The organism is Neobacillus drentensis (genome assembly GCF_036966985.1).
GTDB lineage: Bacteria > Bacillota > Bacilli > Bacillales > Cytobacillaceae > Neobacillus > Neobacillus drentensis_E.
Genome location: NZ_JBALSN010000109.1, coordinates 1 through 4,085 on the forward strand (window position 1 = coordinate 1; position 4,085 = coordinate 4,085).

7 protein-coding genes are annotated in these 4,085 nt (G+C 37.6%); all 7 read right to left on the reverse strand.

Annotated features, from left to right (window positions below; genetic code table 11):
• A partial coding sequence (locus V7659_RS32080) for a CcmD family protein (RefSeq protein WP_420491710.1) occupies positions 1-91 on the reverse strand: 91 nt, incomplete at its 3' end.
• 12 nt (positions 92-103) lie between these two features.
• Complete coding sequence (locus V7659_RS07610) at positions 104-865, reverse strand: cytochrome c biogenesis protein (protein WP_283875066.1); 762 nt, start codon at positions 863-865, stop codon at positions 104-106.
• 3 nt (positions 866-868) lie between these two features.
• On the reverse strand, positions 869-1,549 hold the full coding sequence (locus V7659_RS07615) for a heme exporter protein CcmB (protein ID WP_335539172.1): 681 nt from the start codon (positions 1,547-1,549) through the stop codon (positions 869-871).
• Positions 1,546-2,250 (reverse strand): ABC transporter ATP-binding protein, encoded by a 705-nt coding sequence (locus V7659_RS07620; protein ID WP_335539174.1) that lies wholly within the window; start codon positions 2,248-2,250, stop codon positions 1,546-1,548. The genes V7659_RS07615 and V7659_RS07620 overlap by 4 nt, the downstream gene beginning before the upstream one ends.
• Before the next feature lie 24 nt (positions 2,251-2,274).
• Positions 2,275-3,270 (reverse strand): hypothetical protein, encoded by a 996-nt coding sequence (locus V7659_RS07625; RefSeq protein ID WP_335539176.1) that lies wholly within the window; start codon positions 3,268-3,270, stop codon positions 2,275-2,277.
• Positions 3,267-3,641, reverse strand: a complete 375-nt coding sequence (locus tag V7659_RS07630; protein WP_335539177.1) for a hypothetical protein — start codon at positions 3,639-3,641, stop codon at positions 3,267-3,269. The genes V7659_RS07625 and V7659_RS07630 overlap by 4 nt, the downstream gene beginning before the upstream one ends.
• A 12-nt stretch (positions 3,642-3,653) precedes the next feature.
• Positions 3,654-4,085: cytochrome c-type biogenesis protein CcmH (locus tag V7659_RS07635; RefSeq protein WP_335539179.1), on the reverse strand; the 432-nt coding region annotated here is incomplete at its 5' end.

The following is a 4,085-nucleotide window of genomic DNA, read 5'->3' on the forward strand; positions in this document are numbered from 1 at the left end:
GTTTTGTATGTCTCTTACCAAGAATTAGCATATATGAAAAAATAACAACCCACGCCACTGAATACGCACCATACATAAATTCAAATCCCATGATTAATTCCTCCTATTTTTCCATGTCTTCTCGTAATTTTTCTTTATACCGCTCAACTTTAAGTTTCATTTTTTCAAAAGAAACACCTTTATGAAGAAGGTAAGAATAAAGAATGGTAAATGCCGCAAGTGAAACAAACAGGGCTACTAACATGGTACCTTCAATACCTCCACCTTTTTGGGAAGGTCCCTCACCAAATACAATTGGGTGAAACTTTGTTTGCCACCAGCGAATTGCGAAGAATACAATTGGAACGTCAGCAAATCCGATAATTCCAAATACAGCAGCCAGCCTAGCTTTTTTATCCCAAACTCCATCCATTTGTCGTATCATAATGTAGGCAATATAGATGAAAAATAGAATTAACGTTGTAATTAACCGCGGTTCCCATACCCACCAAGTATTCCAAGAAGATTTTGCCCAAATCGGACCTGTCGTTAAAACGATAATTGTAAACACAACACCAATTTCCGCAGAAATATAGGCATAGGTGTCAAATATTCTTTTCCGCTTGATTAAAAACAAAATACTAAATACAAATGTTACAAAGAATGCCATGAATGCAAGCCATGCAGAGCTTACATGAAAATAAAAGATTTTTTGAGCCGCTCCCATCGTTACTTCCTCAGCAGCAAAGATAAAGATAAAATACAGGGCAACCAGCATAGATATAACTGTCGCACCAAATAAAATCTTTGACAGATCCAGGCTCTTTTTAACAGTTAATTCGGTTCCAGAAAGCACTGCCTTCTCCCGTTCGAGATTCATACTCATCACTTAAACCTCCAGCACATAATCTATTAATATGAAACAAACAACAAAGAAGATAACATCGTACGCTGTAACCAACTGAATCCAAGCCACGGCACTTGAAAATTTCTCCATGTTGGTTAGGATGATTCTTGTTGCTTGAACAACACCGATTAAGATAGGTGTTGTAATCGGAAACAGCAATAGCGGAAGCAGCATTTCACTGCTTTTAGAATTCGCTGCCAATGCAGCTAGGAAGGTACCGATGGAGATAAATCCAAAACTTCCCAGGAATACTACTAAGATAAAATATGGAATGCTTCCATAGAATTTGAAATCAAATAATAGGAACAAAAACGGGATCGAAACAAGTTCTACGATCAGCATCATCGTAAAATTAGCTAAGAACTTTCCTAAATAAATGCTGGCTGCCTCCATTGGCGCCACCAATAATCCTTGCATCGTATCATTCCGCTGTTCTGATATAAATGACCTGTTCAGACCTAATATTCCTGCAAAAACGATAATTACCCAAATGACTCCAGGAATAACTGCTTTGGTTGTATTATTAGCAGGGTCAAAAGCAAAGCTGAAAACCACAATCACCAGACCGGCAAATATAATTTGTGTGACCATTATCTGCTTTGTTTTAAGCTCGGAATATAGATCCTTTTTAGCTAGTAAGAGGGCTGTTCGAAGAAGGTTCATGATACTCCCTCCACTAATTGTTCATATTTTTCAGAAACATATCCTAAGTTTTGATTTTCAATCCTAAAATCATCGACAATCTTTCCATTTTTAACAATAATAATCCTGTCGCAGATTTCAGCTGCTTGTTTAAAATCATGCGTTACCATCAAGGTTGTCGTCCCTTTTGCCTTCATAGATAGGATCACGTTGTTCAGAATCCCAATCGCCCCTTGGTCCAACCCGGTGTGCGGTTCGTCCAATAAGAGTATTTCTGGTTCATGAACGATTGCCCTTACGATCGCAATCCTTTGAATCATCCCGCGTGAAAAGTTCTTTACAGGTTCATTCAAAAAGAATGATAATCCTACCTCTTTAACAAGCTCCGTTGCTCGTTGTTCTACATTTTTAACACCATAAATATTTCCGAAGAAGACAATATTTTCTAATGGTGTGTAATGATCATAAAGCAAACTGGAATGGGGTAAATAACCCATTATTTTTTTTATTTTTATATGGTTTTTTTTCAAATCCATACCATTAACCTTTATCATTCCTGATGTAGGTTTTATTAAGGTTGCCAGTACTTTAAGAAGTGTGCTTTTCCCAGCACCATTGGGTCCGAGGATGGCTACTGTTTCTCCCTTATTTATTAAGAGGTCTACGCCACGCAAGATAAGTTTATTATCGGCTTGCTTCGTTAGCTTTTTTATTTCTATCATTTGCAGTCTCTCCCATCCCAGCTGCTACTCTACAAAATTACGCAGATTTAATTTTACTTGGACAAGATGTTGTTTATAAGCTTCAAGCTTTGCGTGATATTCATCCTCTAAAAGCTTCCCATCACCGAAGGATTCTTCCAATTCAATGATCTTATCCATAATTGCTTTTTGCTTGGTCATTAATAGTTTAAATGCCTTCTCTTCCTTATCTGCTCCAAGGCGTTCGTCTAGTATTCTTGCTTTCCTTCTAAAATAGATATAATAAGAGATTCCTGCAATGACAATCGCCACTAAAATAATTAAGAACACGTGTGGGTTAAAGCAATGTAATGGAGACTGCGCCCAAATTCTTAAATGACCAGGATTATGGAAAGCAGGAGCTGTATGTGTGACCGAGCTATTATTTCCACTTTGGCTAGTTGTTTCCGCCTTTTTGGTCTCATCTGCTGGTGGCTGAACATCTTTGTTATAAACCAGAGTAAACGTCTGGTTCGCCTTAAGTCCTTCAATACTATAGCCAAAGTAATTTTGGTCATCAAATTTGAAACTGCCTTGACTAGTCGCTTCAGCGCCCTTCACTTCAATACTTCCTCGTCCTTCTGGAACGAGAATCTGCATCATTTGTACAGGATAGTCAGATTTTAAACTGATTTCTTTCCCCTTTGCCATTCTATAGCTGTAGGGTAATACCATGGTTTGATTGGCTGGGATGGGTGTGGTTGTAATGAAACCCTTTTCTACCTCTTTAAAAGCAATTTGATTATCTAAAAAGTTAAGATCTTCAGCTCCTTCAGGAAGGGTTACATTTAAGACTTCTTCGCTTTTTCCGTCACCTTTAAATTCTTGGCCAGCGGTATTTGTATAGTTAACCATATTCATCATATTCGTCCCACCGTCTTCTGTAGGACTAATCACGATATAATGCATATCAATCGAAACTTTTGTATCTGATGTCGCTAAACTATGTAATGGGATTAACAGCATCAGCCCGAGGAAGAAAACGGTGATTTTTTTGATCACTTTCCTTCCCCCTTTTTGTTCTTATAGGTCTTCATCTGAGCTTCAATTTCTTTTTCCACTTCATCCATTAACTCTCTGTCGATATTCGTTTGCATTAATTCTTCTTCGTCCTTCATAATACTAGCCACTTCTGTCTCATATTGTTTCTTTAAATGCTTATAATCTGCATGTGAGATTTTATCCATCTTGAACTCAAATTCTATTTCATTAAGAGTTGTCAAAAGTGCTTCTTTGGTAGCATTGATATCTTTTCCTTTGGAAGAAACCTGTATATAAGAATCCCACTTAAATAAAGGTGATAAGATTAGAAATAGACAAGCAAGCGCTAAAATGGTTGTAAAAATCATGGAAATGACAGTGATATCTTGCATATTGTTCACATCCTAAAGATACTTTTTGCGTTCTTCATCAATGATAGAGGAAAGGATTTCTCCTTCTACTTCATCCTCGGGACTCTCGTATTCTGCCACATCTTCTTCTGTTCCTTTTTTCTTCACCCATTTACGGATGATGAAAAACACAGCAATTCCAGTAGCTCCGATTACAACAAACGGCAGGATCCAAGCGGTTAGACTAAAGCCACTTTTCTCAGGTGAGGTTAATATCTCTTCACCATAAATATTGATGTAATATTCACGTATTTTATCCTTATCCCAGCCCTTATTCATCATCTCAACTAGGTCTGCTTTAAACTCTGTTGTTAGATTACAAGTATTGGGATCACATTCATAATGATCCTGACCGCAGCCACATGTACAGGCGAACTGCTGAGCAACTGCTTTGAATTCGGCAGATTTATAGTCAATCTGTTTTGC

Excerpts from the sequence above, each read along its gene's own strand:
- V7659_RS07615 (WP_335539172.1), bottom strand. The coding sequence starts at position 1,549 with ATGAACCTTCTTCGAACAGCCCTCTTACTAGCTAAAAAGGATCTATAT.
- V7659_RS07610 (WP_283875066.1), bottom strand. The coding sequence starts at position 865 with ATGAGTATGAATCTCGAACGGGAGAAGGCAGTGCTTTCTGGAACCGAA.
- V7659_RS07620 (WP_335539174.1), bottom strand. The coding sequence starts at position 2,250 with ATGATAGAAATAAAAAAGCTAACGAAGCAAGCCGATAATAAACTTATC.
- V7659_RS07630 (WP_335539177.1), bottom strand. The coding sequence starts at position 3,641 with ATGCAAGATATCACTGTCATTTCCATGATTTTTACAACCATTTTAGCG.